A 25,548-nucleotide genomic window follows, 5' to 3' on the forward strand; every position below is an offset into this window, starting at 1 on the left:
ACTTGGAGGGCGACGCATAGTGAGTGTTCCGTTTCCGTTCACGGCCGTCGTCGGCCAGGACGACCTGCGGCTGGCGCTGCTGCTGAACGCGGTGTCGCCGGCGGTCGGCGGTGTGCTGGTGCGCGGTGAGAAGGGGACCGCGAAGAGCACCGCCGTGCGGGCGCTCGCGGCGCTGCTGCCGCAGGTGGAGGTCGTCGTCGGCTGCCGGTTCTCGTGCGATCCCGCGAAGCCGGACCCCGCGTGCCCGGACGGGCCGCACGAGCCGGCGTTCGAGACACGGCCGTCCCGCATGGTCGAGCTGCCCGTCGGCGCCTCCGAGGACCGGCTCGTCGGCGCCCTCGACATCGAGCGGGCGCTGTCCGAGGGCGTGAAGGCGTTCGAGCCGGGTCTCCTCGCGGACGCGCACCGGGGGATCCTCTACGTCGACGAGGTGAACCTGCTCCACGACCACCTCGTCGACCTGCTGCTCGACGCGGCCGCGATGGGCGCCTCGTACGTGGAGCGCGAGGGTGTCTCCGTACGGCATGCCGCGCGGTTCCTGCTCGTGGGGACCATGAACCCCGAGGAGGGCGAGCTGCGGCCGCAGTTGCTCGACCGGTTCGGGCTGACCGTCGAGGTCGCGGCCTCGCGGGAGCCGGACCAGCGGGTGGAGGTCGTACGGCGGCGGCTCGCCTATGACGACGACCCGGCGGGTTTCGTGGCCCGTTGGGCGGACGAGGAGGCCGACGTACGGCAACGGGTCGCCGCCGCACGGGAGTTGTTGCCGTCCGTGGTGCTGGGCGACGGGGTGCTGCGGCAGATCGCTGCGACCTGTGCGGCCTTCGAGGTCGACGGGATGCGGGCCGACATCGTGATGGCCCGGACGGCCACCGCGCTGGCCGCGTGGGCCGGGCGGACCGAGGTGCTGGCGGAGGATGTGCGGCAGGCGGCGCTGCTCGCCCTGCCGCACCGGCGACGACGGAACCCGTTCGACGCGCCGGGGCTCGACGAGGACAAGCTCGACGAGACGCTGGAGGAGTTCGCGGAGCCACCGGAGAACTCGGCGGACCCGGAGACCACTCAGGACGACGAAGACCCCGACCCCGGTCCCGACGGACCCGGTGGCGGTGGGCAGCCGCCCTCCTCCGAGCCCGAGGGACCGCAGGGCGGTGACTCCGGGGCACAGCCCGAGAGCGGGGAGGGCGTGCCGGCGCAGGCTCCGGCCGCCGGGGAGCAGTCCGCCGTACGGGCCGCCGAACCCTTTCGTACGAAGGTGCTGAGCGTGCCGGGGCTCGGGGAGGGCGCTACCGGGCGGCGTTCGCGGGCACGGACCGAGCACGGGCGCACGACCGGAGCGCGTCGGCCCCGTGGCACGCTGACCAAGCTGCATCTCGCGGCGACCGTGCAGGCCGCCGCGCCGCATCAGCGGACGCGGGGACGGTCCGGGCCGGGGCTGGTCGTACGCCGTGACGATCTGCGGCAGGCGACGCGGGAGGGGCGTGAGGGGAACCTCGTGCTGTTCGTGGTCGACGCCTCCGGGTCGATGGCGGCGCGGCAGCGGATGAGTGCCGTGAAGGGCGCCGTCCTGTCGCTGCTCCTCGACGCCTATCAGCGGCGGGACAAGGTGGGTCTGGTGACCTTCCGGGGGTCGGCCGCCGAGGTGGCGCTGCCGCCGACCTCGTCCGTGGACGCGGCGGCGGCCCGGCTGGAGTCGCTGCCCACGGGCGGGCGGACGCCGCTGGCGGCCGGGCTGCTCAAGGCGCACGACGTGCTGCGGGTGGAGCGGCTGCGGGACCCCGCGCGACGGCCGCTGGTCGTCGTGGTGACCGACGGCCGGGCGACCGGCGGGCCGGAACCCGTCGCGCTCGCCGGGCGGGCGGCCCGGCTGTTCGCGGCCGAGGGCACCGCCTCCGTGGTCGTCGACTGCGAGTCGGGCCATGTCCGGCTGGGACTCGCCGGGCAGCTCGCTGGTGAACTGGGCGGTACGGCGGTGACGTTGGACGAGCTGCGGGCCGACTCCATCGCCGGGCTGGTACGGGATGTGCAGGCAACGCACGGAACGCAGGGACCGCAGGGAACTTCGAGGAGGGCCGCATAGATGCCGCAGGGACAGCCGAGTGTCGTACCCGACGACGGACTGACGACTCGTCAGCGCCGGAATCGTCCACTGGTCTTCGTCCACACGGGCGTGGGCAAGGGGAAGTCCACCGCCGCGTTCGGGCTCGCGCTGCGCGCCTGGAACCAGGGGTGGCCGATCGGGGTGTTCCAGTTCGTCAAGTCGGCGAAGTGGAAGGTCGGCGAGGAGAACGCGCTGCGAGTGCTCGGGGCGTCCGGTGAGGGTGGGTCCGTCGACTGGCACAAGATGGGCGAGGGCTGGTCGTGGGTGCAGCGCGACGTCGTGCAGGGTGACAACTCGGCCAACGAGGACAAGGCCCGGGAGGGCTGGGAGCAGGTCAAGCGGGACCTGGCGGCCGAGACGTACAAGCTGTATGTGCTGGACGAGTTCGCGTACCCCCTGCACTGGGGGTGGATCGACACCGACGAGGTGATCGACGTGCTGCGGAGCCGGCCGGGGACCCAGCATGTCGTGATCACCGGGCGGAACGCGCCGGAGAAGCTCGTCGACTTCGCGGACCTCGTGACCGACATGTCGAAGGTCAAGCACCCCATGGACGCGGGCCAGAAGGGCCAGCGGGGCATCGAGTGGTGACGCCGTGACCTTCTCTCCCTCCGCTCCCCTGCCCTCCGTCCCCCGGCTGGTCGTCGGCGCGCCCTCCTCGCGCAGCGGCAAGACCACCGTGGCCACGGGGCTGATGGCCGCGCTCACCGAGCGTGGGTTCGCCGTGTCCCCGCACAAGGTGGGGCCGGACTACATCGACCCCGGATACCACGCGCTCGCGAGCGGGCGGGTGGGGCGGAACCTCGACGCGTACCTGTGCGGACCCGAACTGGTCGCGCCGCTCTTCGCGCACGGGGCGCGCGGGTGCGACATCGCCGTCGTCGAGGGTGTGATGGGGATGTACGACGGGGCCTCGGGGCAAGGGGAACTGGCGTCCACCGCGCATGTGGCGAAGCTGCTGCGGGCGCCGGTCGTGCTGGTCGTGGACGCGTCGTCGCAGTCGCGGTCGGTGGCGGCGCTGGTGCACGGGTTCGCCTCCTGGGATCCCGAGGTGCGGATGGGGGGCGTGATCCTCAACAAGGTCGCCTCGGACCGGCACGAGGAGTTGTTGCGGGACGCCCTGGAGTCGACCGGTGTGCCCGTGCTGGGCGTGCTGCGGCGGGCTCCCCAGGTGGACACCCCGTCCCGGCATCTGGGGCTGGTCCCGGTCGCCGAGCGGCAGGCCGCGGCGGTGGAGGCCGTGGCGGCGATGGCCGCGCAGGTGCGGGCGGGGTGCGATCTGGAGGCGCTGGTCGCGCTCGCCCGGAGCGCGGGGCCGTTGTCGGGTGCGGCCTGGGAGCCGCCCGTCGCCGCCGTCACGGGGAGGCGGGAGGTGGTCGCCGTGGCCGGCGGGCCCGCGTTCACCTTCTCCTATGCCGAGCACGCCGAGCTGCTGACCGCCGCCGGCGCCGAGGTCGTCGTCTTCGACCCCCTGCGCGACGAGCAACTGCCCGACGGGACGGGCGGGTTGGTGATCGGCGGCGGGTTCCCCGAGATGTACGCCGCCGAGCTGTCCGCGAACGAGCCGCTGCGCAAGGCGGTCGCCGAGCTGGCGTTCGGCGGGGCTCCGGTGGCCGCCGAGTGCGCCGGTCTGCTCTACCTGTGCCGGGAGCTGGACGGGCGGCCCATGTGCGGGGTGCTCGACGCCACGGCGCGGATGGACGAGCGGCTGACCCTCGGATACCGGGACGCCGTGGCCGTCGGCGACAGCGTGCTCGCGCCGGCCGGGACCCGGATGCGGGCGCACGAATTCCACCGGACGGTCGTCGAGCCCGGGGCCGGACCGGCTCCCGCCTGGGGAGTACGGAGCCCTCGGCCTCGGGTCGAGGGGTTCGTGCAGCAAGGGGTGCACGCGAGTTACTTGCACACGCACTGGGCGGCCGAGCCCGGTGTCGCCCGGCGGTTCGTGGAGAGATGCCGGATCTCATGAGCGGCGGCCCGGCCGGAGCCGCGCCCGGCTTCGAGCCCTCCCGTTCACTCCGCCACGCCCACCACCAGCCAGATGAAGGCCGCCCCGGCGATCGTGCACAGCACGGTGGAACGGGCCGGGTGTTCGTGGTGGGCCTCGGGGAGGATCTCGGCGGCGGCGAGGTAGAGCAGCGCGCCGCCGAAGAAGCCGAGGTAGCAGCCGAGGGGGCCCTCCGGGATCGTGAACAGCAGGGTGGAGGCGGCTCCCACCACCGGGGCCGCCGCGTCCGCGAACAGCATCGCGAGCGCGCGGCGGCGGGCGTTGCCGTACAGGCTCGTCAGCGTGTACGTGTTGAAGCCGTCCGCGAAGTCGTGGGCGATCACCGCGAGCGCGACCGCGATGCCCATGCCGTCGCCGATCTGGAAGGCCGCGCCGATCGCGACGCCGTCCATCGCGCTGTGCCCGACCATGGCGGCGGCGGCCGTCAGGCCCACCTGGGGCGTACGGCCGTTGTGCTCCTTTCCCCCGTGCGCCGCCTGCCGTACGGCCAGCAGGCGTTCCACCAGGTGGGTCAGGAGAAAACCGGCGACGAACAGCAGCAGCGCGGCCGGTACGCCGAAGACCTCCTCGCCGGCCGCCTGAAGTGCCTCGGGGAGCAGATCGAGGCCGACCACGCCCAGCATCAGGCCGCCGGCCAGGCCCAGCACCAGGTGACGGCGGTCCGTCACCCGTTGTGCCGTCCAGCCGCCGACCAGCGTCATCAGGAACGCGCCGAGTGCCACGAAGACCGCCATGGGTACTTGCTACCGGAAGAGCGGGGGCTGTCGGCTGCGGCGCCCCGAGCGGGTGCGGAGTGGGGAGGCCCGGTTTTGACCGCGGGTTCGTCGTGGCTGGTCGCGCCCGCGCGGCGCAGCCGCCCCTGTCCTGGCCCCGCGCCCCTCAATGGGCGCGGCTGTGGCTGACCATGGGCTCGGCTCCCTCGTCGTCGGTGTGGGCGCCTCCAAGGGTGTGCCGGTGGCGGAGGTCCTCTGCCTGATCGAGGGCGCTCTGCGGGAAGCCGGGCTCTCGCCGGGGTCGGTCGCCGTGCTCGCGACCGCCGACGCCAAGGCCGACGAACCCGGCCTCGTCCAGGCCGCCGAACGCCTCGGCGTCCCCCTCGTGGCCTACGCCGCGGAGGAACTGGCCGCGGTGGAGGTGCCGAACCCCTCCGACGCGACCCTCGCCTCCGTCGGCACCCCGTCCGTCGCGGAGGCCGCCGCGCTGATGAGCGGAGGCCAACTCCTCGTACCCAAGCGGAAGTCGGTGCCGGCGGACGGGCGGTCGGCGAGGGTGACGTGTGCCGTCGCGTCGGCCGGTGCGGTGCGGGACGCCTCGCTGCCGGACGAGTCGAGCCGGCCTGCGAACCCTGGCTTCGCCGGCCTCGACGCCGGTCGGCATGATGATCGTCATGACCGAGACCGAGACCGTGACAGAGACCGTGGCGGAGACAGTGCCTGTGCCTGTGGCCGACGCCGTGGCTGTGGCTGTGGCTGTGGGAGCCACGGCGGCTCGGTGGACGACGGTGCGATCGGGACAACGGTGACCGCCACCGACCCACCCCTGAAAGCCCGCCCGCACCACCTGCCTTCCGCCCCGCACCCGCACCCGCACCCGCACCCGCACCCAGCTTCCGCGATAGCCATCGCTTCCGCTTCCGAGGAGACATCGTGACCACCCCGCCGCCCGCCCTGCTCGTCGCCGCTCATGGCACCCAGGACGAGGCAGGAGCCGAGGCGTTCCGTGACTTACTGCGCGAGCTGGGGCGCCGACACCCCGGGCTGCCCGTCGCAGGCGGCTACGTCGAGCCGTCCCGGCCGTCGCTGGGCAAGGCCGTGGAGGAGCTGGCGGAGCGGGGGGTACGGCGGTTCGCCGTGGTCCCGCTGACGTCGGAACCCACCGGGCGGGCCGAGCGGGACGTGACGGCGGCGCTGGCCCTCGCGCGGGAGCGGCACCCGGGGATCTCGTACACCTGCGGCCGTCCGCCGGGCCCGCGCCCTGCGCTGCTGAACCTCCTGGAGCGGCGGACGGAGGAGGCCCTGGGGGCGTCCTCGCCGCGTACGCCGGGCGACCGGGCCGATGTGACCGTGCTGCTCGTCGGCCACGGGTCCTTCGACCCCGGGGCCAACGCCGAGGTGCACAGGGCGGCCCGGCTGCTGTGGGAGGGACGCGGGTACGCGGGTGTGGAGACGGCGTTCGTGTCGCTGGCGGCGCCGGACGTGCCGAGCGGTCTCGACCGGTGCGTGAAGCTGGGCGCGCGGCGGATCGTCGTGCTGCCGTACTTCCCGCTCACCGGCGGGCCGGCGGACCGGGTGCGGCAGCAGACCGAGGGCTGGGCTGCCGCTCGTCCGGAGATCGGGGTACGGTCGGCCGATGTCATCGGACCGGAGCCGGAGCTGCTCGATCTGGTCGTGGAGCGGTACCGGGAGGCGCTGGAGGGCGATCCGCACATGAACCGCGTCTCGCACGACTCCTCCCCCCACGGCGGCACCCCGCCCGGCGTCGAGAACGCCACCGGGCTGCCGCGACAGCCGCGCGTCCATCCGGACGACGACGGGCACCAAGGCCACGATCACCATCACTGGGGACACGCGCACTCCCATGCACACTGAATCCGACTCCGGGAACAGGAACGACCTGCGGCACACCGGTCACGACCTGCGGCATCACGGCGACGCCGAGGTACGGGACGACGGGGCGAGGCTCATCGATCTCGCCGTGAACGTCCGGGCCGACACACCGCCCGCCTGGCTGCGGGAGCGGATAGTCGGGTCGCTGGCCGGGCTGGCCTCCTACCCCGACGGGCGGGCCGCCCGGGAGGCGGTGGCGGCCCGGCACGGGCTGCCGACGGACCGGGTGCTGCTCACGGCGGGAGCCGCCGAGGCCTTCGTGCTGCTGGCCCGTGCCCTGAAGGTCCGGCAACCCGTGGTCGTGCACCCGCAGTTCACGGAACCGGAGGCCGCGCTGCGGGACGCCGGGCACACCGTGGACCGGGTGCTGCTGCGGGAGTCGGACGGCTTCCGGCTGGACCCGGCGGCCGTCCCGGAGGACGCGGACCTGGTCGTCATCGGCAACCCGACCAACCCGACGTCGGTGCTGCACCCGGCGGCGTCCATCGCCCGACTGGCCCGCCCGGGGCGGACGTTGGTGGTCGACGAGGCGTTCATGGACGCGGTGCCCGGCGAGCGCGAGGCGCTGGCCGGGCGGACGGACGTGCCCGGCCTCGTCGTCCTGCGCAGCCTCACCAAGACCTGGGGGCTGGCCGGCCTGCGGATCGGCTACGTCCTCGCCGCCCCGGGGACGATCACCGAACTGGAGCGCGCCCAGCCCCTGTGGCCGGTGTCGACGCCCGCCCTCGCGGCGGCCGAGGCATGTGTGTCGGACCGGGCGCTGGCGGAGGCGGCCGAAGCGGCCGGCCGGATCGCCGCCGACCGGGCCCATCTGGTCGCCGGGCTGCAGGAGTTCGCCCCTGACGGCCTCGTCGTGACCGAGCCGGCCGAGGGCCCGTTCGTGCTGGTCCGGCTGCCCCGCGCGACCGCCGTACGTCGGCATCTGCGCAGCCTCGGCTTCGCCGTCCGCCGCGGCGACACCTTCCCGGGGCTGGACGAGGAATGGCTGCGCCTGGCGGTCCGCGACCGGGTCACGGTCAACGGTTTCCTCCAGGCGCTGGACCGGGCGATGACGCTGGCGGACCACTGAGCGCAGAGGCCGGTGCCGCGGCAGACAACGTTCGCCCCGTCGCGACGCCCGCCGCGGCACTGGACGGTCGGCCTGAGTATGTACGCCGCGACGGTCACTTCGGCCACTGCCCCTGAGGGAGCGGCAGCGACCCGGTTCCGTACGGCAGTTCGCTCCGGCGGACCCGTTCCCGGGTGCCGTCCGGGAAGCGGATGTCCACGTCTCCGTCGGCGTCGACCGTCGCGCTCGCCCCGGTGTGCGGGGCGCGCGGGTCACCACTGAGCAGGACGAGGGTGACCAGGACAGGACCGCTCCGGCCCGCCCCTCCCGGTTCTTCGAGTACGGGTGTCGCCGAGTGGTGCCCGTACGCGTTCGCGCCGACGGCCCGTACGACGGCTCCGGGCCCGTCGCCCCAGCCGTACAGACCCACGATCGCGCTGGTCAGACCGTCCGCACGGCGGGCCAGCGCCCAGCCCGGCCCCGACGCCCCCGTGGGCGGTGTGATGTCGTCGGCCACGGCCCAGCCCCCTTCCCGTACGGGCGTGCCGGCCGGGCTCTCGACACGGTGCACCCTCACCTCCCAGGGGCCGTGCACCACGCTGACCGTCTCGATTCCGTCGCCGTACCGGGACGCGGCGCGGCGGCCCTCGGCGCCCAAGGGGTGGATGCGGCCTCGGGGGGAGGGCGTGCCGTCGGGGGCGAGCAGGGCGAGGTGGTTGTCGGGGCCGGCCTGCGGGGTGCTCGGGGTCTCCGGTGCCGTGGCGCTGGAGTAGGCGAGCCGGGCGTAGTGCGGGCTGTCGTCGGCGGTGGCGGGCGGGGGCGGTAGCCGGTCGCTGCCGTGGTTGACGAGGCGTACGAGCCCGTCGGCGGCGGTGGAGTGCAGCAGCCAGCCGGGGCCGGGCAGGGCGAGCGTGGTGTCGGCCGTGTCGATGGGCGCGGGCTCCTCGGGCGCGGTCCACACGGGGTGGCCCTCGGGCAGGAGGAGGCCGAGGAAGGCCTTGCTCGCCCAGTACGGGGAGGCGGGGCCCGAGTAGCGCTGGGTGACGGGGAGGAAGGGCCGGTACCAACCGAGCGTGAGCAGGCCCCGCTCGTCGGGCACGCCCCGCTCCACGAAGTGCTTCAGGGCACCGGAGGCGAGCCTGCGGGTGCGGCCGGGCGGCAGGGGCGTGGCCTCGGCGAGGGCGCCCGCCCACAGCGGGGCGGCGGTCGCGAAACGGTAGGTGAGTGAGCGGCCCTGGTGTACCGGTGCCCCGTCGGCGCCGAAGAAGTGCTGGTGGGCGGCGAGGAACTCACGCAGCCGACCGCGATGCCGGGCCACCAGCCCCGCGTCCGCCCGGGGGCCCGCGATCCGCGCCCACAGCACCGGATACAGGTGCAGCGCCCAGCCGTTGTAGTAGTCGAACTTCCGTCCGTCGCCGTCCGTGTACCAGCCGTCGCCCCGGTACCAGTCCTCCAGCCGGGCGAGCCCCGCGTCGATCTCGGCGCGGCTGTGCGGGGCGCCGACCGAGGCGAGGAACTCCTCGGTGATCACCTGGAAGAGCCGCCAGTTGGAGTCGTTGACGTCGGCTCCGACGAACCCGCCCAGCCAGTCGGCGATCCGCCCGCGTACGGCGTCGTCGAGGTGGTCCCACAGCCACGGGCGGGTCTCGTGCAGGGCGATCGCGATCGACGCGGCCTCCACCATGGGCTGGGCCCGGTCCGTGATCGCCGGCCACCGTTCGGCGCCGCCGCGCGGATCGGTTCCGGCGGCGAGCCCGGCCGCGTACCGCTCGATCAGGGCCGGGGCGACCCGGCCGCCCGAGCCCGCGATCCGGAAGGCCGCGAGCAGGAAGGAGCGGGCGAACCCCTCCAGCCCGTCGGACAGGGGCCCGGAGTGACTGGCCCGCCCGGGCAGCCGGTACTGGGCCAGCCCCGGCGACGCGTACGGCACCAGCCCGTCGAGCAGCCGATCGGCGACGGTTTCCCAGTGGGCGCGGGTCCAGCCGGTGAGGGGGGAGAGGAGGAGATCGGTGGGCGGGAGCGTGGAGCTGTCGGCGGGCGACGCGTGCGGCGCGGTCATACAGGAGTGAATCCTCCGTGAGGTGTAGACGGGGAGCAGGGCAGCGCGCCCCGAAGGGGCGCGGGGAACTGCGCGACCAGCCGCGAATCACCCGCGGTCGCCCTACGGCCTTACCTGCGGAGCCGCCGGCGGAGCCACACTGCGGCGTACGACTATGTGCGTGCCCAGCACGTGGTGGCTCCCCGCCGCATGCCCCGGATCTCGCAGGGCGATCCGCACAGCCGCCCGCCCCAACTCCTCCGCGGGCGTACGCACCGTGGTGAGCGGCGGATTGAAGTCCTCGGCCAGCGGAATGTCGTTGTACCCGACCACCGAGATGTCATCGGGAACGCTCAGCCCCTGGTCGGCGATCGCGCGGAGCGCCCCCGCGGCGACCATGTCGTCCCCCGCGAACACGGCCGTGAACTCCTTTGTCTCCTTGAGCAGTTCGGTCATCGCACGCAGTCCGGCCGGGCGCCCGAGTCCGCAGTCCACGACCCACGCGGCCTCGGGCGGCAGCCCGTGCTCCGCCAGCGCGGCCCGGTACCCCGCGACGCGGGCGTCGAGCGCCGTGTTCCCGGGCAGCCCGCCGAGGAAGACGATCCGGCGATGCCCGGCCGACAGCAGATGCCCGGTGATCGCCCGCGCCCCCGCCTCGTTGTCGAACTCGACGACCAGCGCCGGGATCCCGGGATCGGGGGCCGGCCGCCCGCACAGCACGAGCCGGGCTCCGGAGGAGTCCAGTGCCTGCGCGTACTGGGCCACGCGCGAGCGGTACGCGTCGTCCTCGACGACCCCGCCCACCAGGATCACCAGCCGTGCCCCCTCCTCCCGCATGAGCCGCACGAACTCCATCTCGCGCTGCGGGTCTCCCCCGGTCGCGCCGACCACGCACAGCCAGCCCCGGTCGGCTGCCTCCGCCTCCACGCCCTCGGCGACCTGGGCGTAGAAGGGGCTGGTGACCTGGCGGACGACGACGGCGGCCATCTTGCGACCGCCGCCGACCAGGGCGCGGGCGTGCGCGTTGGCGACGTAGTCGAGCTCGCGGGCCGCGCGCAGGACGCGGGCCCGGGTGGCGGCGGGCACGGGATGGTTGCCGCTGAGCGCGCGGGAGGTGGTGGCCGTCGACACCCCGGCCCGCTCGGCCACCTCACGAATCGTGACCCGCCCCTTGGACACCGGGTCCTTGGCGGCTGGTTCCCTGGCGACTGGTTCCCTCGACACCGGTGTCTTGGGCACCGGCATCTCGGGCACCGACGACCCGGACACCAGCCCCTCGGACATCGACTCCGTGGACTGCGTCTGCTCGGGCTCCATGTCGTTCCCCATCCCCCGCGTCTCCGTTCCGCTGCCGCCGAACGCCGGCCCGCTGTTCAAGCGTTGGCCGCGTAGTCCTTCGCGAACTCCTCGGCCATTCTGTCGCCGCCCCGCTGCCGCCACGTCCTCACGGTCGCGTCCCATGCGGAGAGCGGGAGGCGCCCGGCGACGATGCCGGTGATCGTGTCCTCGACGAGGGCCTTGAGGGTGGTCCCCCGGGAGTTCTTCGTGGCGGACTGGAGGCCGAAGGAGGCGTTGCGGACGGCGTGCGGAACGACCTTCCGCTGCCAGGCGTGCAGGGCCCTCACGGCGTCCGGCATGCCCGGTACGAACAGCACCTGGGGGCCCTCGGCGAGGTACTTCAGCGGCAGGTTGGTGTTGTTCTCGACCTCGCCGAGCTTGGTGGGTTCGGGCGAGCCGTCCGCGGCGCGGGTGAAGTGGGTGCCCTCGACGCCGTAGTGGACGAGTTCCCACTCCTCGCTGCCGAAAGGGGCGGCGAGGAGGTCGAGGATGCGCAGCAGCAGCTCGATCCGTTCCTTCTTCGCCTTCTTCAGCACGGTGTAGCCGAAGGAGCGGCGGGCGGCGACGACACCGCCCGGCTCACCGCCGACGCTGTACGGAAGGGCCGCCGCCGGGGTCAACTTGCCCTTGCTCTCCCGGTACTTGGGCAGGTACGCGCCGAAGCCGTCCTGCATGGAGCCGACCGTGCCGTTGTAGTAGAGAGTGGTCAGGTCGATCTGGGAGACGGACGTGGCGTCGGGGTGGTAAGAGCCGTCCTTGCGCAGCCGTGCCTGGAAGGCGATGGCCGCCTTGAAGCGCTCGTCGGCCCAGGCGGTCTCGAAGGTGCCGCCCTTGGTGACGGCCCATTCCAGGGGCGAGTTGTGGGCGGCCGCGTGGACGGCGTTGCCGAAGAGGGACCCGGCGGCGGCGCCGAGGGCGTAGGTGCGGCCGACGGTGGCCCGCTTGGCGACGGCGGCGAAGTCGTCGGCGGTCCAGCCCTCCTTCATGCCCGCGTCGGTGAACATGCCCTCGTTGAGCCAGAGTGTGGAGCCGGGCAGGGGGCGCTCCAGCGGGATGCCGTAGAGGAGACCGCCGATGCGGCCCATGTCGCGCCAGGCGTGGGTGGGGATGTTCGCGAGGTTCGGGTAGTCGGCGATCGCGTCGCCGGAGAGGTACGGCGTGAGGTCCTCGGCGCGGCGCCGGACGAACTCGGCCTCGCGGGGCAGGACGAAGCCGGAGAAGACGTTGATGATGTCGGGCAGGGTGTCGGCGTCACCCGCCATCACCGTCGCCATCTTCTTCTGGTAGTCGGCCTGGGGGACGATCGTGTATTCGATCCTCACCCCGAGGGCCTTCTCGACCGCCGCCCAGAACCGGTTGGCGGAGGCGGCCTTCGGCGGCGTGCCGAACGACACGGACATGACCCTGACCGTGGAGCCGTCGCCCGGGGTGCGGGAGACGGACTTGACCAGGTCGGCGGGGTAGGCGGTGTAGCCCGCCTGGACCCCGGCCTCGGTGGGCGCGAGGTCCGGCTTCGGACCGCTCGCGGGGATGTACGCCGGCCAGGGCGCGAGCTTCTTGCCCGCGTTGGAGATGTCGCTGTCGCCGGAGCCGGTGGAGCAGGCGGTCAGCAGGGCGGGGGCGGCGGCTGCGGCGCCACCGGCGGCCACGGAGCGGAGCAACGTACGGCGGGACATGCTGGGCATGAGCGGATGACCTTTCCGTGCACGGCTCTTGATGGAGTGTCGGGTCCAGAGGTCCGGGGCTCTGGTGTCAGCTCTTGATGGCGCCGGTGAGCACGCCCTTCGTGAAGTACTTCTGCAGGAACGGGTAGACGAGCAGGATCGGTACGGTGGCGATCACCAGCACCGCCATCTGCACGGTCTGCGGCGCGGTGACGGTGGCCTCGCCGGTCGTCGCGTCGGTGAGGCCGGAACCGGCCACGACGTAGGTGCGCAGCACCTGTTGGAGGGGCCAGTGGTCGCTCTCCAGGTACAGCGAGGCGTAGAACCAGGAGTTCCAGTACGCCACCGCGTAGAACAGTCCGACCACGGCGAGCGCGGCCCTGGACAGCGGCAGGACGACCGAGAACAGCACCCGCCAGTCCCCCGCGCCGTCCAGCCGGGCGGCCTCGTACAGCTCCTCGGGGATGCCCTGGAAGAAGCCGCGCAGGACGACGAGGTTGAAGACGTTCACGAGGACGGGCAGGACGAGCGAGGCGTAGCTGTCCAGCAGACCCAGCTCCTTGACCAGCAGGAAGCTCGGGATCATGCCGGGCGGGAAGAGGAAGGTGAACAGGATCAGCAGCAGCACCGGCCGGCCGCCGAGGACACCGGGGCGGGAGAGCGCGTAGGCGAGGGTGACCGTGCAGGCGAGGCTGAGCAGGGTGCCGGCGAGCGTGACACCGGCGCTGACGGCGAGGGCGTGGGTGACGATGCCGCCGTCGAGGATGTCGCGGTACGCGTCGAGGCTGGGCTCGGTCGGCCACAGCACCCAGCCGCCGCCCGCCACCACCTCGTCGGTCGAGGCGAGGGACGTCGACACGATCACCAGGAACGGCACGCACACCAGGAGGACGACGACGGCGAGGGCGACGGCCTTGGCGGCCTGCGTCACCGGCTTCGGCTTCTCCATCCAGCCGGGCCGGACCGCGGTACGGGGGGTACCGCGGCCGGCGGTCCGGGTGCGGGTGCCGGTGCGGGCGCTCACTTGTAGACCCCCTGTTCGCCGAGGCGGTGGGCGACCTTGTTGGCGGCGTACACGAGCAGCGCGCCGATGACGCCCTTGAACAGGCCCGCGGCGGCGGCGAATCCGTAGTCGCCGCCGACGATGCCCTGGTAGTAGACGAAGGTGTCGATGATCTCGGCGGCCTCCGGGCCGACCGCGTCGCGCTGGAGGAGCATCTGCTCGAAGCCGACGGAGAGGATCTCCCCGAGCCGCATGATGAGCAGCAGCACGATCACCGGGCGGATGGCGGGCAGCGTGACGTGCCAGAAGCGGCGCCAGGGGCCCGCCCCGTCGATCGCGGCGGCCTCGTACTGCTGCTCGTCGACCTGGGCGAGGGCGGCCAGGAAGATGATCGTGCCCCAGCCGGCGTCCTTCCAGATGACCTGGGCGACGGTGAGCGGCCGGAACGCGTCCGGGTTGCCGATGATGTCGACGGTGCTCAACCCCATGCCGTCCAGCGAGGAGTTGAGCAGTCCGGTGTCGCCGAGCAGTTGCTGGAAGAGGGCGACGACGATCACCCAGGAGATGAAGTGGGGCAGGTACGCCACCGACTGCACGAAGCGGCGGACGCTGCTCCGGGTGAGGCTGTGCAGCAGCAGGGCGAGGGCGAGCGGTACCGGGAAGTAGAAGACGAGCTGGAGGACGGCGATCCAGACCGTGTTGAGGACGGCCGCCCAGAACGCCCCGTCCTCGAACATCCGTTGGAAGTTGCCCGTGCCGACCCAGGGGCTGCCCCAGATGCCGTCGAACGGCACGTACTCCTTGAACGCGATGAGGTTGCCGGCCAGGGCGCCGTAGTGGAACAGCAGGAAGTAGCCGAGGCCGGGGAGCATGAGCAGGACGAGTGTGCGGGAGCCCCGCATCCGACTCCGGCTGTGGCTCTGACTCTGGCTCTGGCTCTGAAAACCTTTTCGTCGCGGTGACGGCCCGTCCGTCCGACGGTTCGCCGACCCGACCCCCTCTGCACCTGTGCGTTCCCGTAGTACAGCGGCCACGGGTCCCCCTCACATCTCGAAGTCCGAGTGAAGGGAAGTTAAAACGTTTTCAGTGCGCGGTCAACAGTCCTGACACACAACGGGAGTTGGGACTCGACAGTCCGCCGGCGGCCTAGCCGACCACCCGCCCGTTCAGCACCACCCTCGACGGGGCCGCCAGCACGCGGACGTCCGTGCGGGGGTCCTGTCCGTAGACCACCAGGTCGGCCGGGGCGCCCTCGGTCAGGCCGGGGCGGGCCAGCCAGTCGCGGGCGGCCCAGGTGGTCGCCGCGAGGGCCTCGACCGGTGGGATGCCGGCGGTGACCAGTTCCGCGACCTCGGCGGCGACCAGGCCGTGGGCGAGGGAGCCGCCGGCGTCGGTGCCGACGTAGACCGGGATGCCGGCGTCGTAGGCGTTGCGGACGGTGTCGTAGCGGCGTTCGTGGAGGCGGCGCATGTGCGCGGACCAGCGCGGGAACTTGGCCTCGCCACCGGCCGCCATCGACGGGAACGTGGCGATGTTGACGAGTGTGGGGACGATGGCGACCCCACGGGCGGCGAAGAGCGGGATCAGGTCCTCGGTCAGTCCCGTCGCGTGCTCGACGCAGTCGATGCCCGCCTCGACCAGGTCCCGCAGGGAGTCCTCCGCGAAGCAGTGGGCGGTGACGCGCGCGCCCAGCACATGCGCCTCCGCGATGGCCGCCTCGACGGCCTCCCGGGGCCAGCACGCCGTCAGGTCACCGACGCCCCGGTCGATCCAGTCCCCCACCAGCTTCACCCAGCCGTCACCCCGCCGAGCCTCCTGGGCGACGTACGCGACGAGCTCCTCCGGCTCGATCTCATGGGCGAAGTTCCGGATGTAGCGGCGGGTGCGGGCGATGTGGCGGCCGGCCCGGATGATCTTCGGGAGGTCGTCGCGGTCGTCGATCCAGCGGGTGTCGGAGGGGGACCCCGCGTCGCGGATCAGCAGCGTGCCGGCCTCGCGGTCGGTCAGCGCCTGCTTCTCGGCGATGTCCTCCGGTACGGGCCCGTGCGGACCGAGGCCCACGTGGCAGTGCGCGTCGACCAGGCCGGGCAGCACCCAGCCCTCGACGGTACGGACGTCCTGGGCGCCGAGCGGACGGTCGTAGGAGACGCGTCCGTCCACGACCCAGAGTTCGTCGCGGACGTCCTCCGCGCCGACGAGGATCCGTCCCTTTACGTGCAGAACAGCGTGATCGCTCATGTACCGCACGATAAGGCTCCCCCGGGGCACCATGTCGACCCAGGGTCCGTTGTGGCCGGTCGCACCCACGCGGCGGAGCCGCACATGTCACCGCCCCGCGCCCCTCACGGGGCGCTGTCGTCCTCCTCGACGTTCGCCATCGCCGGGTCCAGCAGACGCGACAGGAAGTGGCGGGTTCGCTCGTGGCTCGGATTGGTGATGACCTGGTTCGGGGTGCCGTCCTCGACGACGACCCCGCCGTCCATGAAGACCACCCTGTCGGCGACCTCCCTCGCGAACGTCATCTCGTGCGTCACGACCATCATCGTCATGCCCTCCTCGGCGAGCATGCGCATCACCGCCAGGACATCCCCCACCAACTCCGGGTCCAGCGCCGACGTCGGCTCGTCGAACAGCATCACCTCCGGGCCCATCGACAGTGAGCGGGCGATCGCGACCCGCTGCTGCTGACCGCCGGAGAGGGAGGCGGGGTAGGCGTTCGCCTTCTCGGTCAGGCCCACGCGCTCCAGGTTCTCGGCGGCCACCTTCGCCGCCTCCGCCTTGCCGCGCCTGAGCACCCTGCGCTGCGGCAGCGTGAGGTTCTCGGTCACCGTGAGGTGCGGGAAGAGGTTGAACTGCTGGAAGACCATGCCGATACGACGGCGTACGGCGTCGATGTCGACATCGGGGTCGGTGAGTTCGGTGCCGCCGACGAAGACCTGGCCACTGGTGGGCTCCTCCAGGAGGTTCACGCACCTGAGCAAGGTCGACTTGCCCGATCCCGACGGGCCGATCACACACACGACCTCGCCCCGGCCGATCTCCAGGTCGATTCCCTTGAGGACCTCGTTGTCGCCGAACGACTTGTGCAGAGCGCGTACTCGAATCTCGGGCCGGGTCATTTCACGGCCTCCTGGGCCTTCGCCTCCATACGGCGCACGACGAAGCCGAGCGGGACGGTCACCAGCAGGTAGCACAGGCCGGCGACCAGGATCGGCGTGGAGTTGGCGGTGGTACTGGCCAGGTCGCGGCCGTACTTGGACAGTTCGCGCTCCTCCAGCGTGACGCCGAGGAACAGGACGAGCGAGGAGTCCTTGAAGAGGAGGACCAGTTCGTTGGTGAGCGGCGGCAGGATGATCCGGAACGCCTGCGGAATGATGATCGAGACCATCGCGCGCGCGGGTGAGAACCCCAGCGAACGGGCCGCCTCCAGCTGCCCCTTGGGGACCGCCTGGATGCCCGCGCGGATCGTCTCCGCCATGTACGCGGCGGCCACCAGACCGAGCGCGAGAGCCACCTTGCCGTACGTGCCTCCGGGGATCTCCGTGCCGGGGAAGGCCAGCGGCACGGCGACCCCGATGAAGATGAAGATCAGCAGGGCGGGCAGGCCCCGGAAGATCTCGATGTACACACCGGCGAACCAGCGGTACGGGCCCACCGACGACAGTCGCATCAGCGCGATGACCATGCCGAGGACGAGTCCGAAGACGAAGCCGGACAGCGTGTACAGCACGGTGTTCTTCAACGCCAGCGTGATGACGTCGGGGAACATCTGCTCGGCGATGTCCCACTGGGCGAACTGGTTCTTCAGCCGGGCCCAGTCGGCCGACACCGCGAAGGCGACGACGGCCGCGACGAACACGAGGTACTGCGCGCCCCGGGAGAGAGCGCGCCTGCGGCTTCGGCTCAGGCCCTTCCTCTTCGGCTGCAGCGGTGTGTCCGTGTCGGTCGGGCTCATGAGGCGGACGGGGAGGCGGAGGCGGCGTCCTCGTCGTACGGGCCGATCCACTGCTCGTACAGCTTCTTGTACGTGCCGTCGGACTTGGCGTCCGCCAGCGCCTTGTTGATGGCGGCGACGAGCTCGGTGTTGCCCTTCTTGACCGTGAAACCGTACTGCTCACCGGTGTTGAGCTGCTCGGCGACCTCGAAGGCGTCGGCGTTCGCCTTGTCCTTCAGCCAGCCCCGGACGACCGGGTAGTCGATGATCACGGCGTCGACCTGCTTGGTGCGCAGACCGTTGAGGACGGCGTCGGAGGACTCGAAGGAGACCGAGTCGATGCCCTTGCTCTTCGCGTAGTCCTCGCCGGTGGTCTGCGCCTGGGTGCCGACCTTCTTGCCCTTGAGATCCGCGAAGGAGGCGATGCCGGCGTTCTTGTCGGCGAGGACGGCCTGGGTGGCCTCGAAGTACGGGTCGGAGAAGTCGACGTTCTTCTTGCGCTCGTCGGTGATCGTCATACCGGCCGCGGCGAGGTCGCACTGGCCGGCGTTGAGGGACCCACCGGTCTTGAAGTTCTCGAAGGGCTGGTCGACGATGTCCTGCTTCACACCGAGGTCCTCGGCGACGAGGTCGATCAGCGACACGTCGAAGCCCTGCACCTTGCCGTCGATCTCCGACTGGAACGGCGGGTACGGGAGGTGGGTGCAGGTCGTGAGCTGACCGGCCTTCACCAGTTCGACCCCGCCGGCCGCGGTCTTGGTGCCGCCTGCGTCGCCGTCGCCGTCCGAGGAACAGCCGGCGACGAGCAGCAGTCCGGCCGTCGCGGTGAGGGCGGCAAGCACGCGGGGCCGGCGTCCGAGGACCGAGTTCACGGGGAGACCTCCTGTGGGGGAACGGGGGGATGCGGGGGATGCGGGGATGCGGGGAACTGATGAAGCACAGATGGGGCACAGACATCCGATTATAAGGAGATGTTTGACTCCCTCAAACCAATCCGATGGTCACCGAGCCGATCGACCTCGGAAGTCACCGGCCGGAGGGGCCCGAAGCACACTGCTCACGCTCGACCTACCCTCGACACCATCTACCCCGTGAACGAAGAGAGCACCCCGTGACACACCCGTTTCTGGATCTGGCCCCGCTGAGCGCGGCGCACTTCGCGTCGATCGAGGACCGGGTGGCCCGGCTGCTCTCCACCACGCAGGACGTCGTGATCACCCAGGGCGAGGCGCTGCTGCCGCTGGAGGGCGCGATCCGTGGCGCCGCCGGGCCCGACACGACCGCGCTGAACGTGATCACCGGCCCGTACGGGCGGACCTTCGGGGACTGGCTGCGGGACTGCGGGGCGACCGTGATCGACCTGGCCGTCCCCTTCCACACGGCGGTCACGGCCGCGCGGATCCGGGACGCCTTCGCCGAACACCCGGCGATCGACTTCGTGTCACTGGTCCACGCGGAGGCGGCGACCGGCAACACCAACCCCGTGGCGGAGATCGGCGAGGCCGTCCGCGCGCACGGCGCCCTCTTCTACCTGGACGCGGTCGCCTCCGTCGGCGCCGAGCCGGTGCTGCCGGACGCGTGGGGTGTCGACCTGTGCGTCATCGGGGCGCAGAAGGCCATGGGCGGCCCGGCCGGGGTGTCGGCGATCTCCGTGAGCGAGCGGGCGTGGGCGCGGATGGCCGCCAACCCGCGGGCCCCGCGCCGCTCGTACCTCTCCCTCCTGGACTGGAAGGAGCGCTGGATCGACGGCGGCCGCCGCGCGCTCCTCCACGCGCCCGCCCAGCTGGAGATGCTCGCCCTGGAGGCCTGTCTGGAGCGCATCGAGGCGGAGGGGCTCGACGCGGTGATGTCCCGGCACGCGTCCGCCGCCGCGGCGACCCGGGCGGGGGCGCTCGCGCTGGGCGGAGGCCTGGAGCCGTACGTCCACGAGGCGGCCGACGCCGCGCCGGTCGCCACCACCTTGCGGGCGCCGGCCGGGGTCGACGCGTCGGAGCTGGTCGCCAAGGCGCTCGCCGCGGACCCCGCCCTGCCGCTGGCCGCGGGCGGCGGCACCCTCGCCTCGGAGATGATCCGTGTGAACCACTACGGCCCCGACGCGACCCCGGGGGTCGTGCACTCCGGTCTCGCGGGGCTGGGCGCGGCCCTGGTGGAGTTCGGCGCGACGGTCGACCTGGAGGGGGCCCGACGGGCCACGGCAGAGGCCTGGTCGTAAAAGGCCACGCCAAGGGCGATCTCGGCACTTTTCCCCAGACGGGAATTCATTGAATTCAGCGGGTAGAACCCCGTATTCTTCTGCCCGCTCTTCCCTTCCTCAAACGCAAAGATTTCGCGAACACCGAGGGGCGCAATTCGAGCAGATCTCGTGAGGGTTGCGCACGTGTGACCGACTCCACAGCGCACCCTTTTCGTCCGGTAATTTCCGGACGAAAACCATCAGATCCACCTCGCTTCCCCGGAGCACTCACGCCCGCGTGATAACACGTGGGCGGCGCATACGTAACCCCGCGGGGCGATGCAATCCGAAATTCCGCTGGGTAAATTCAAGCCGTATGACTGCCGCACAAGCAGACCTGCACACCCAGCCCCTGGAAGCTCCTGAGGAAATCGTGGAAGGGATTCGGATCGACCGCCCCGGCGTGGCGGACGGCGCAGCGCTGTGGCGTATCGCCGGGGACTCCGGAACCCTGGACCTGAACTCCTCGTACAGCTATCTGCTGTGGTGCCGGGACTTCGCGGACACCTCGGTGGTGGCGCGGGACGAGTCCGGAGAACCCGTCGGGTTCGTGACCGGGTACGTGCGGCCCGAGCGGCCGGACACCCTGCTCGTGTGGCAGGTGGCCGTCGACGAGGCGCACCGGGGGCTCGGCCTCGCGGCCGCACTGCTGGACGGGCTCACGGCACGGGTCGCGCGACGGCACCCCCTGACCACCGTCGAGACCACCATCACTCCGGGCAACACCGCGTCCGAGCGCCTGTTCGCCTCGTACGCCGAACGTCATGGCGCGGACATCGAGCGCACGGTCCTGTTCGAGGCGGCGGACTTCCCGGACGGCCCGCACCAGCCCGAGATGCTCCACCGCATCGGCCCGCTGTTCCCCTGAGCCCACCCGCACTCCCCCTCCCCTCCCTTCTTCCTCTCTCCCCCCACGCATCGAGGAGCGATTCGACGTGCCCATCACCCAGCCCTCCCACCCGTCTCCCACCACCGCCCTCAACCGAGCGGCCTCCGGCCGCGCACCTTCTTCTCATAGCGTCTTCGAGACCCTGGAGTCCGAGGTGCGCAGCTACTGCCGCGGCTGGCCCACCGTCTTCGACCGCGCGCAGGGCAGCCGGATGCACGACGAGGACGGCCACACCTACCTGGACTTCTTCGCCGGCGCCGGGTCACTCAACTACGGCCACAACAACCCCGTGCTCAAACGCGCCCTCATCGACTATCTGGAGCGGGACGGCGTCACCCACGGGCTCGACATGTCGACGACCGCCAAGCGGGCCTTCCTGGAGTCCTTCCAGAACCTGGTGCTGCGGCCGCGCGACCTGCCCTACAAGGTCATGTTCCCGGGGCCGACCGGCACCAACGCGGTGGAGTCGGCGCTGAAGCTGGCCCGGAAGGTGAAGGGGCGCGAGGCCATCGTGTCGTTCACCAACGCCTTCCACGGCATGTCGCTCGGATCGCTCGCGGTCACCGGCAACGCCTTCAAGCGAGCCGGGGCGGGCATTCCGCTCGTCCACGGGACCCCGATGCCGTTCGACAACTACTTCGACGGCCAGGTCCCCGACTTCCTGTGGTTCGAGCGGCTCCTTGAGGACCAGGGGTCCGGGCTGAACAAGCCCGCCGCGGTGATCGTCGAGACCGTGCAGGGCGAGGGCGGCATCAACGTCGCCCGCCCGGAGTGGCTGCGCGCGCTCGCCGGGCTGTGCGAGCGGCAGGACATGCTGCTGATCGTCGACGACATCCAGATGGGCTGTGGTCGTACGGGCGCCTTCTTCTCCTTCGAGGAGGCGGGCATCACCCCCGACATCGTGACCGTCTCCAAGTCCATCAGCGGCTACGGGCTGCCGATGTCGCTCTGCCTGTTCAGGCCCGAGCTGGACATCTGGGAGCCGGGCGAGCACAACGGCACGTTCCGCGGCAACAACCCCGCCTTCGTCACGGCGACGGCCGCCCTGGAGGCGTACTGGGCGGACGGCTCCGCGATGGAGAAGCAGACCCGGGAGCGCGGTGAGCAGGTCGAGCAGACGCTGATCTCGATCACCGAGGAGAACCTCGCCGACGTGAAGGAGTACCGGGGGCGCGGCCTGGTGTGGGGCATCGAGTTCCACGAGAAGGCACGCGCGGGGCGGATCGCCCAGCGGGCCTTCGAACTCGGGCTGCTGATCGAGACGTCCGGCCCGGAGAGCGAGGTCGTCAAGCTGCTGCCCGCCCTCACCATCACCCCCGACGAGCTGGACGAGGGGCTGCGCGTCCTCGCCCGAGCCGTGCGGGAGACCGTCTGAGACCTCAGCGGATCACCGGAGAAACCTATCGAGGAGGCATCGCAACACCGTGATCGTCCGTTCGTTCAAGGACATCGAAGGAACCGACCGGCATGTGAAGTCGGCGTCCGGCACGTGGGAGAGCAAGCGGATCGTGCTCGCCCGGGAACGCGTCGGGTTCTCCCTGCACGAGACCGTCCTGTACGCGGGTACGGAGACGTCGATGTGGTACGCGAACCACGTCGAGGCCGTCGTGTGCGTCGAGGGCGAGGCCGAGCTCACCGACCAGGAGACCGGGCGGAGTTACACGATCACGCCCGGCACCATGTACCTCCTCGACGGGCACGAGCGGCACACGCTGCGGGTGAAGGAGGACTTCCGCTGCCTCTGCGTGTTCAACCCGCCCGTGACCGGGCGGGAGGACCACGACGAGAACGGCGTCTATCCCCTACTGACGGAGGAGGGCTGACCACCATGACCACGATCACCGACCTCTACCCCAGCCGCGGAGCCACCGAGGTGTCGGTCCCGCGTCAGGACCCGGTCGTCTGGGGCTCCCCCGGCACGCCCGGCCCCGTCTCCCTCGCCGAACTCCAGGCGTACGAGCGCGACGGCTTCCTCCCGGTCGAGCAGCTCATCGCGCCGGACGAGGTCGCCGTCTACCGGCAGGAGCTGGAGCGGCTCGTCGCCGATCCGGCGATCCGCGCCGACGAGCGCTCGATCGTCGAGCCGCAGTCGCAGGAGATCCGGTCGGTCTTCGAGGTGCACCGGATCAGCGAGCTGTTCGCGCAGCTCGTGCGCGACGAGCGGGTCGTCGGGCGGGCCCGGCAGATCCTCGGCTCGGACGTCTACGTCCACCAGTCGCGGATCAACGTGAAGCCGGGCTTCGGCGCGTCCGGGTTCTACTGGCACTCCGACTTCGAGACCTGGCACGCCGAGGACGGCCTGCCGAACATGCGGACGGTGTCCGTGTCGATCGCGCTGACGGAGAACCACGACACCAACGGCGGTCTGATGATCATGCCGGGGTCGCACCGGACGTTCCTCGGCTGCGCGGGGGCCACCCCGAAGGACAACTACAAGAAGTCGCTGCAGATGCAGGACGCCGGCACCCCCTCCGACGAGGCACTGACGGCCATGGCCTCCGAGTACGGCATCAAGCTGTTCACGGGCAAGGCCGGTTCGGCGACCTGGTTCGACTGCAACTGCATGCACGGCTCCGGCGACAACATCACGCCGTTCCCGCGCAGCAACGTCTTCATCGTGTTCAACAGCGTGGAGAACACGGCGGTCGAGCCGTTCTCGGCGCCGGTTCCGCGGCCGGAGTTCATCGGAGCACGGGACTTCACCCCGGTGCGGTGACCCCGCCGTCCCGTTGACGGGGCCGGACGGTCGCTGCCCCCGAGCGACCGCCCGGCCCTTTCACGTGTCCCGATCGGCTGCGGCCACCACGGTTGTGGGCGGCTGCCGGTCGGTGGGGCTGGTCGCGCCCGTGTGGCGGAGCCGCACATGTCGGAGCCCCGCGCCCCTCATGGGCGCGGATGCGCATCTGTGTGATGCGCACCTGCGTCAGGACGGCCCCACTCTCACAGCCACGCCAGCGACGCCGCCCTTTCCAGTACGGTCCTCGCGGCGCTCTCGTCTCCCGTGATGCCCCTCGGGACCTCGTCCGGGGCGTATCGGCCGCCCACCAGGAGGCAGAAGTCGACGGGGTCCAGGGTGAGTTCGGCGCGTACGGACTCGGTGTCGTCGCCGAGGATCCAGCTGGTGTCCGTGGGCCCGGTGACCTCGAACAGGACGGGGGGCGCGGCGTGGAGGGCCGGGCCGAGGATGCGGACGGCCAGGCGGACCAGGGACCAGAGGTGCTCGTCGGGGGGCGGGGGGACGGGGAGGCCGAGCGCGCGGCCGATGTCGTCCGTGTGGATCCACGCCTCGAAGGCGCGGACCACGAAGTGGTCGGCGACCGGCAGCCGCAGGCCCATCACCGTGACCGGCCGGGCGGCGAGCTCGGGGTCGCCGGCCTCGGGCGTGGCCAGCAGCGCGGCGGCCTGCGCCGCCCAGGTGGCGACCGTCTCCCCGGGGGTGCGCCCGTGCTCGTGGGCGATGACGTCGGCGGTACGCCTGTCCCAGGCGTCCCCGGCGGGCATCCCCTCCGGGATGTGCGAGGCGGGCAGGCGCGTGTCGAGGCCCAGGCGTACGGCCAGGTGCTCGTCGGCCGCGACAAGGTGCGCAACGGTGGCGTGCGCGTCCCAGCCGTGCACGACCGGCGTGCCCCAGCGGTCGTCCAACTCCGGGACCAGCGCCTGGAGTCCGGCCACGGCGGCTGCGTACGGGGCGGCGTGGTGGGCGATCTCGGCGGCGCGGGGCCGGCGGGAGCGGAGGGCGAGCGCGAGGACACCGTCGGCGCTTCCGTTCACGGAACCACCGGGCACGGCACTCGGTCCCGGCGTGCCGTCCAGCAGGCGTACGGTGTCGCGGAGCCGTTCGGCCTCCGCCGCGCACGACTCACAGCCGGCCAGGTGCAGGGGGACCGTGCGCCGGTCGCCGGGTGGGAGCGCGCCGACCGCCCAGGCGGCCAGCAGCTCCCGTACGCCGTCGTGGTCGTTGGTCATCGCGCGCCGCCCTTTCGCCCTGCCACGTCCACGATACGCACGCTCCGCGCGGCCCGGACGGCGGTGTACGCCCCCATCACGCGCCCCTCACCACTGCCGGGTCCGGTGGGTCCGCGAGGGACTCCGCCAGCTTGCGCAGGGCCGAGCGGAGCCGGGTCTTCGCGGTGCCCTCGGGTATGCCCAGTTCGGCGGCGGCCTGGCGGTAGGTGCGGCCCGCGAAGTAGGCGAGGTGGACCACCTCCCGCTGGGGGCGCGGGAGTTCGGCGAGGGCGGTGTGCAGCAGGAGGGAGAGCTCCCGGTCGACGACCGCCTCGTCCGGGCCGGGCCCGGCGTCGGGGATGGCGTGCAGCGCGGAGTCGTCGGCGCGGGCGTCCTTGCGGTGCCGGGCCTCGCCGCGCACCCAGTCCACGGCCCGCCGGTGGGCGACCATGGACAGCCAGGTGCGCAGCGAGCCCCGGCGCGCATCGAAGCCGTACGGCCTGCTCCACAGCTGGGCGAAGACCTCCTGCGCCACGTCCTCGGCGGCCGCCGGGCTGCGGGTGACCCGTACGGCCACCCGCCGGACGAGTCCCCCGTACGCCGCGTACGCCTCACGCAGCGCGGACTCGTCCCCGTACACCAGCCGCCGATGCAACTCCACATCGGTGAACGGCTGTTCGAGCGTCGGCTCCACCGGCACCACCACCTAGTGATGCCTTCCTAGCGTCCGAGGCACGGTCCGCG

22 protein-coding genes and 1 pseudogene are annotated in these 25,548 nt (G+C 72.0%); 11 read left to right on the forward strand and 12 right to left on the reverse strand.

What is annotated here, in order from left to right; genetic code table 11:
- The first annotated feature begins 19 nt into the window (after positions 1 to 19).
- From OG858_RS10495 to OG858_RS10505, 3 genes are read left to right on the forward strand one after another with little or no spacing between them, the layout of a single operon-like run.
- On the forward strand, positions 20 to 2,077 hold the full coding sequence (locus OG858_RS10495; RefSeq protein ID WP_086751171.1) for a putative cobaltochelatase: 2,058 nt from the start codon (positions 20 to 22) through the stop codon (positions 2,075 to 2,077).
- Positions 2,078 to 2,689 (forward strand): cob(I)yrinic acid a,c-diamide adenosyltransferase, encoded by a 612-nt coding sequence (gene cobO, locus OG858_RS10500; protein ID WP_086751172.1) that lies wholly within the window; start codon positions 2,078 to 2,080, stop codon positions 2,687 to 2,689.
- A gap of 4 nt (positions 2,690 to 2,693) precedes the next feature.
- Positions 2,694 to 4,067, forward strand: a complete 1,374-nt coding sequence (locus OG858_RS10505; protein WP_256960813.1) for a cobyrinate a,c-diamide synthase — start codon at positions 2,694 to 2,696, stop codon at positions 4,065 to 4,067.
- A gap of 44 nt (positions 4,068 to 4,111) precedes the next feature.
- Here the strand turns inward: OG858_RS10505 and OG858_RS10510 are convergent, their stop codons facing one another.
- Positions 4,112 to 4,840 (reverse strand): ZIP family metal transporter, encoded by a 729-nt coding sequence (locus tag OG858_RS10510; protein ID WP_086751174.1) that lies wholly within the window; start codon positions 4,838 to 4,840, stop codon positions 4,112 to 4,114.
- Positions 4,841 to 5,021: 181 nt separating this feature from the next.
- On the opposite strand from OG858_RS10510, the pseudogene OG858_RS10515 reads away from it, so the two are divergent.
- The 3 genes and pseudogenes from OG858_RS10515 to cobC form a co-directional block, all read left to right on the forward strand.
- A pseudogene (locus OG858_RS10515) lies at positions 5,022 to 5,458 on the forward strand (cobalamin biosynthesis protein); the annotation flags it as partial.
- Between the two features lie 294 nt (positions 5,459 to 5,752).
- Positions 5,753 to 6,694: a sirohydrochlorin chelatase gene (locus OG858_RS10520; RefSeq protein WP_319068018.1), complete on the forward strand. Its 942-nt coding sequence runs from the start codon at positions 5,753 to 5,755 to the stop codon at positions 6,692 to 6,694.
- Entirely contained in the window at positions 6,684 to 7,781 is a 1,098-nt protein-coding gene (gene cobC, locus OG858_RS10525) for an Rv2231c family pyridoxal phosphate-dependent protein CobC (RefSeq protein WP_086746393.1), read from the forward strand. Before OG858_RS10520 ends, cobC begins: the two co-directional genes overlap by 11 nt.
- A gap of 94 nt (positions 7,782 to 7,875) precedes the next feature.
- On the opposite strand, the gene OG858_RS10530 is transcribed toward cobC, so the two are convergent.
- The 9 genes from OG858_RS10530 to OG858_RS10570 form a co-directional block, all read right to left on the reverse strand.
- Positions 7,876 to 9,819 (reverse strand): DUF2264 domain-containing protein, encoded by a 1,944-nt coding sequence (locus OG858_RS10530; RefSeq protein WP_328544965.1) that lies wholly within the window; start codon positions 9,817 to 9,819, stop codon positions 7,876 to 7,878.
- A 102-nt stretch (positions 9,820 to 9,921) separates the two neighbouring features.
- Positions 9,922 to 11,043 carry a LacI family DNA-binding transcriptional regulator gene (locus tag OG858_RS10535; RefSeq protein ID WP_408059472.1) on the reverse strand — a complete coding sequence of 374 codons (1,122 nt, stop codon included), beginning with the start codon at positions 11,041 to 11,043 and terminating at the stop codon, positions 9,922 to 9,924.
- Positions 11,044 to 11,171: 128 nt separating this feature from the next.
- Positions 11,172 to 12,821, reverse strand: coding sequence for a type 2 periplasmic-binding domain-containing protein (locus tag OG858_RS10540; RefSeq protein WP_086746391.1), 1,650 nt, complete (start codon positions 12,819 to 12,821; stop codon positions 11,172 to 11,174).
- 67 nt (positions 12,822 to 12,888) lie between these two features.
- Entirely contained in the window at positions 12,889 to 13,749 is an 861-nt protein-coding gene (locus tag OG858_RS10545; protein WP_086746396.1) for a carbohydrate ABC transporter permease, read from the reverse strand.
- Between the two features lie 71 nt (positions 13,750 to 13,820).
- Positions 13,821 to 14,675, reverse strand: coding sequence for an ABC transporter permease (locus OG858_RS10550; RefSeq protein WP_086746395.1), 855 nt, complete (start codon positions 14,673 to 14,675; stop codon positions 13,821 to 13,823).
- Between the two features lie 274 nt (positions 14,676 to 14,949).
- Positions 14,950 to 16,041, reverse strand: a complete 1,092-nt coding sequence (locus OG858_RS10555) for an amidohydrolase family protein (protein WP_328544964.1) — start codon at positions 16,039 to 16,041, stop codon at positions 14,950 to 14,952.
- A gap of 104 nt (positions 16,042 to 16,145) precedes the next feature.
- Positions 16,146 to 16,922 carry an amino acid ABC transporter ATP-binding protein gene (locus OG858_RS10560; protein WP_086746390.1) on the reverse strand — a complete coding sequence of 259 codons (777 nt, stop codon included), beginning with the start codon at positions 16,920 to 16,922 and terminating at the stop codon, positions 16,146 to 16,148.
- Complete coding sequence (locus OG858_RS10565; RefSeq protein ID WP_086746389.1) at positions 16,919 to 17,758, reverse strand: amino acid ABC transporter permease; 840 nt, start codon at positions 17,756 to 17,758, stop codon at positions 16,919 to 16,921. The genes OG858_RS10560 and OG858_RS10565 overlap by 4 nt, the downstream gene beginning before the upstream one ends.
- On the reverse strand, positions 17,755 to 18,609 hold the full coding sequence (locus OG858_RS10570) for a transporter substrate-binding domain-containing protein (RefSeq protein ID WP_086746388.1): 855 nt from the start codon (positions 18,607 to 18,609) through the stop codon (positions 17,755 to 17,757). The genes OG858_RS10565 and OG858_RS10570 overlap by 4 nt, the downstream gene beginning before the upstream one ends.
- A 239-nt stretch (positions 18,610 to 18,848) precedes the next feature.
- Here OG858_RS10570 and OG858_RS10575 point away from each other — a divergent pair, with 239 nt between their 5' ends.
- The 5 genes from OG858_RS10575 to thpD all read left to right on the forward strand — a co-directional run bounded on the left by OG858_RS10575 (position 18,849) and on the right by thpD (position 23,575).
- Positions 18,849 to 19,949 (forward strand): pyridoxal-phosphate-dependent aminotransferase family protein, encoded by a 1,101-nt coding sequence (locus OG858_RS10575; protein ID WP_319265051.1) that lies wholly within the window; start codon positions 18,849 to 18,851, stop codon positions 19,947 to 19,949.
- 337 nt (positions 19,950 to 20,286) lie between these two features.
- Positions 20,287 to 20,838: a diaminobutyrate acetyltransferase gene (gene ectA, locus OG858_RS10580; RefSeq protein WP_256961081.1), complete on the forward strand. Its 552-nt coding sequence runs from the start codon at positions 20,287 to 20,289 to the stop codon at positions 20,836 to 20,838.
- Between the two features lie 163 nt (positions 20,839 to 21,001).
- The gene (gene ectB / locus OG858_RS10585) at positions 21,002 to 22,234 is read left to right on the forward strand and encodes a diaminobutyrate--2-oxoglutarate transaminase (protein WP_086754524.1); all 1,233 of its coding nucleotides are present in this window, start codon (positions 21,002 to 21,004) and stop codon (positions 22,232 to 22,234) included.
- Positions 22,235 to 22,283: 49 nt separating this feature from the next.
- A complete protein-coding gene (locus tag OG858_RS10590) occupies positions 22,284 to 22,682 on the forward strand; it encodes an ectoine synthase (protein ID WP_037691365.1) in 399 nt (132 codons plus the stop codon).
- Between the two features lie 5 nt (positions 22,683 to 22,687).
- On the forward strand, positions 22,688 to 23,575 hold the full coding sequence (thpD, locus tag OG858_RS10595; protein WP_086754522.1) for an ectoine hydroxylase: 888 nt from the start codon (positions 22,688 to 22,690) through the stop codon (positions 23,573 to 23,575).
- Between the two features lie 224 nt (positions 23,576 to 23,799).
- On the opposite strand, the gene OG858_RS10600 is transcribed toward thpD, so the two are convergent.
- A complete protein-coding gene (locus OG858_RS10600; RefSeq protein WP_319068034.1) occupies positions 23,800 to 24,825 on the reverse strand; it encodes a maleylpyruvate isomerase family mycothiol-dependent enzyme in 1,026 nt (341 codons plus the stop codon).
- Between the two features lie 76 nt (positions 24,826 to 24,901).
- Positions 24,902 to 25,510 carry an RNA polymerase sigma factor gene (locus tag OG858_RS10605; RefSeq protein ID WP_086754206.1) on the reverse strand — a complete coding sequence of 203 codons (609 nt, stop codon included), beginning with the start codon at positions 25,508 to 25,510 and terminating at the stop codon, positions 24,902 to 24,904.
- Positions 25,511 to 25,548: the final 38 nt, after the last annotated feature.

The organism is Streptomyces europaeiscabiei (genome assembly GCF_036346855.1).
Lineage (GTDB): Bacteria > Actinomycetota > Actinomycetes > Streptomycetales > Streptomycetaceae > Streptomyces > Streptomyces europaeiscabiei.

Bases quoted from the DNA above. Each gene is read 5' to 3' on its own strand.
- cobO (WP_086751172.1), top strand. From the start codon at position 2,078: ATGCCGCAGGGACAGCCGAGTGTCGTACCCGACGACGGACTGACGACT.
- OG858_RS10510 (WP_086751174.1), bottom strand. From the start codon at position 4,840: ATGGCGGTCTTCGTGGCACTCGGCGCGTTCCTGATGACGCTGGTCGGC.
- cobC (WP_086746393.1), top strand. From the start codon at position 6,684: ATGCACACTGAATCCGACTCCGGGAACAGGAACGACCTGCGGCACACC.
- OG858_RS10530 (WP_328544965.1), bottom strand. From the start codon at position 9,819: ATGACCGCGCCGCACGCGTCGCCCGCCGACAGCTCCACGCTCCCGCCC.
- OG858_RS10535 (WP_408059472.1), bottom strand. From the start codon at position 11,043: ATGCCGGTGCCCAAGACACCGGTGTCGAGGGAACCAGTCGCCAGGGAA.
- OG858_RS10540 (WP_086746391.1), bottom strand. From the start codon at position 12,821: ATGCCCAGCATGTCCCGCCGTACGTTGCTCCGCTCCGTGGCCGCCGGT.
- OG858_RS10545 (WP_086746396.1), bottom strand. From the start codon at position 13,749: ATGGAGAAGCCGAAGCCGGTGACGCAGGCCGCCAAGGCCGTCGCCCTC.
- OG858_RS10550 (WP_086746395.1), bottom strand. From the start codon at position 14,675: ATGCTCCCCGGCCTCGGCTACTTCCTGCTGTTCCACTACGGCGCCCTG.
- OG858_RS10555 (WP_328544964.1), bottom strand. From the start codon at position 16,041: ATGAGCGATCACGCTGTTCTGCACGTAAAGGGACGGATCCTCGTCGGC.
- OG858_RS10560 (WP_086746390.1), bottom strand. From the start codon at position 16,922: ATGACCCGGCCCGAGATTCGAGTACGCGCTCTGCACAAGTCGTTCGGC.
- OG858_RS10565 (WP_086746389.1), bottom strand. From the start codon at position 17,758: ATGAGCCCGACCGACACGGACACACCGCTGCAGCCGAAGAGGAAGGGC.
- ectA (WP_256961081.1), top strand. From the start codon at position 20,287: ATGACTGCCGCACAAGCAGACCTGCACACCCAGCCCCTGGAAGCTCCT.
- thpD (WP_086754522.1), top strand. From the start codon at position 22,688: ATGACCACGATCACCGACCTCTACCCCAGCCGCGGAGCCACCGAGGTG.
- OG858_RS10600 (WP_319068034.1), bottom strand. From the start codon at position 24,825: ATGACCAACGACCACGACGGCGTACGGGAGCTGCTGGCCGCCTGGGCG.